This window comes from Leptospira yasudae (genome assembly GCF_003545925.1).
Classification (GTDB): Bacteria; Spirochaetota; Leptospiria; order Leptospirales; family Leptospiraceae; genus Leptospira; species Leptospira yasudae.
This window is the reverse complement of sequence record NZ_QHCU01000001.1, coordinates 465,001-467,500: the sequence shown is the minus strand read 5'-3', so window position 1 is coordinate 467,500 and position 2,500 is coordinate 465,001. Positions and strand designations below refer to the sequence as shown.

General features: G+C 46.4%; 2 protein-coding genes (both running past the window's edge). One reads left to right on the top strand and one right to left on the bottom strand.

What is annotated here, in order from left to right:
• Nucleotides 1–782, bottom strand: the 5' portion of a protein-coding gene (locus DLM76_RS02320; RefSeq protein ID WP_118964253.1) for a helix-turn-helix domain-containing protein. It extends 121 nt beyond the left edge of the window; 782 of the gene's 903 nt are visible here — the first part of the coding sequence; its start codon is at nt 780–782; its stop codon lies beyond the left edge, outside the window.
• 175 nt (nt 783–957) lie between these two features.
• On the opposite strand from DLM76_RS02320, the gene DLM76_RS02315 reads away from it, so the two are divergent.
• Nucleotides 958–2,500, top strand: partial view of an elongation factor G-like protein gene (locus DLM76_RS02315; RefSeq protein WP_118964252.1) — the 5' portion only. It continues 338 nt past the right edge of the window; the window shows 1,543 of its 1,881 coding nt (coding positions 1–1,543); the start codon lies at nt 958–960; the stop codon falls past the right edge of the window.

The window sequence follows — 2,500 nt, the reverse complement described above, 5'->3', positions numbered from 1 at the left end:
TATGCGGCGGCCGTCAGCTCCGGTTTTCCGGCAAGGGAAAGAATCGCCTTCCCGGTTTTGAGCCAGAGCTTATATCCTGAAAACGTAATATTTGTTTCTTCCCGGAATAGATGACGGAATCTACCCGGCGAAAGTTTGACTCGGCTTGCGAGTTCCGAAAGCGAAATCTCTTTTTCGAACGAGGAAGGGGAATCGTATGCGGAGGATAAAATTTCGATGCATTCTAAGATGCGCGGATCGATCGGAGCGTTCGGTTCTTTTAGTCTGAACAATGCCGGGTTCGATTTTTTGGCGTAAGGCGGATCTGTATTCGTTTTCTTGTTTAACTTTCTGATATTCGATTTATCGTTCGTAAGTTCCGAGCCTTGTTCGCCTATTTCGAATTTGCTTTCGAAAAAATCCAAAAACTTCTTTTTGGAATCCTCCGAAGCGTTTCTGAAAATACTTAATAAAAATTGAATGTCCTCGGAAGAGAATTTCTCGCTTACGTCGATTCCCGGTTCTCCTCCGATTTCGTCGATCTTTGAAAAGAGTCCCGTTTGAAACGATAACGGATCCAATAAAACGATCGTAAAATTTCGGTCGGATTTTTCGGTTTCGTGACTGACGCCCGACGGGATGAGCGCCGCCCGATACGATCTCCAAATTCCGTTTTTACCTCGAAGTCGGAATTCACCTTCGTTTGCGATGCAGAGTTGAACGAAGAAGTGACTATGTCGTGTGGTGGAAAACGAAGGTCCGCTGTAGATTGAAAATTCTTTCCAAACAAACAACTGATGCATAAACTTCTTTGACCGGCTCTTGAAATCGTTTTAATTTCCGTAAAAAGAACCGTAAAATTATTTTTGAATTTTTAGAAAGATCTAAAACCAATGGATCTTCCGAATTCTTTCGATTTTGACAAGCCGGGAAAACGACGGATTTAAAAATTCGAACGCACGAACAAAGATCGCCGCCATGCAAATATTAAACATAGGAATCTTCGCTCATATCGACGCCGGCAAGACCACTCTCTTGGAAAGAATTCTTTTCGAGACGGGAAGAATTCGTCGTCCGGGAACCATCGAAGAGGGAACGACCGAATCCGATTATCTGCAGGAGGAAATCGAACGCGGAATCTCCATTCAATCCACTCTTGCGCGCGTGTTCTGGCCGAACGCGAAAGAACCCAAGGTCTTATTTCAATTTTTGGACAACCCGGGGCATCTCGATTTTCAAAGTCAAACGAGCGCGTCTCTTGTAGTCGCCGATCTCGGGATCGTGTTGATCGACGCGTTTGAAGGTCTTAAGTCGCAGACGCTGCAAAATGTGGAGTGGCTCCGTAAACGCAAGATTCCGATTTTATTCTTCTTAAACAAATTGGATCGAAAGGGGATCGATATCACCGATTCGCTCGTGGATCTCGAAGCGGTTTTGGGCAAAGAGCCGATTCTCCTTTGGAAAGAAGGGGGAGAATTCTCTCTGCTTCAAGAACGCAGTTCCGACCAATCTCTGCTCCCGCTCCTGGAATGGGATGGTGATTTGTCGGAACAATATCTGCAAAATCCCGATCACCTTGCGGATCTGGCGCGGAAAGGTTTTGCTCGGGGTTTTTGGAAAGAAGAGTTCTTTCCGGTTCTCGGAGGCGCTGCTTTGCACGGGGACGGAGTGCGGGAACTCCTCCGCGCTCTGGAACTTTTGTCGGAATCCTTTCAGCCGGAGCTCCGACCTAAGGAAGAATTGGGGATCGCCTTCAAACGCGAACTTCATCCGGACTTAGGGAGAATCGTGTACGTCCTTGCGTCGAAGGAGTTCCCACAAAATCAGAAATTCTGGTCTGCTTCCTCGCAAGGGAAAATGGATTCTTTGCATTACATTTCCACAAGAGACATAGAAGAGACGGGCCGCGTCCTTGCCCGGGAAATCATCGTAGTTCCCGAGCTGGATTCGATTCAGCCGGGGGATGTTCTGTATTCTTCCCCGCAAAAAGAATATAGGTCGGAACTCACTCCGATCCGAAAGCAGTTTCAAATTCTCATCGAACCCGAAACGGATGAACACAGGGATTCCCTTTGGAAGGCTCTGCAGCTTCTGGTTTGGATGGACGAAGGACTGGAAATCAAAATTCTCCCGGAAACGGGACAAATGCAGCTTTCCGGACTCGGAGAATTGCATTTGGAAGTCTCTTTATCGCGTCTCAAAGAATTCTATTCTCACAAAATCAACGTGAGCGGGATAAAAGTTGCAAGGTTTGAGCTTTGGAAAAAAATGGTCATACAGGGTGAATTTCAGCATACCGCGTTTGATCAAAAAATCTCAAGCGGACTGGTGCAGGCCTCTCTGGTTAGCTCTAACAGCTTCTCCAGGGATGTGCGCTTTGAAACTAAGATTACTGAAACACTAGAAGAAGCCATTACATCAGCTTTTTATGAAGTAGTGGCGAAAGGATCCAAGGGGGAAGAAGTTCTCGGCTTGGATTTAATCGTTCATCGATACGATCCTCCGGATGTATCCAACGAAA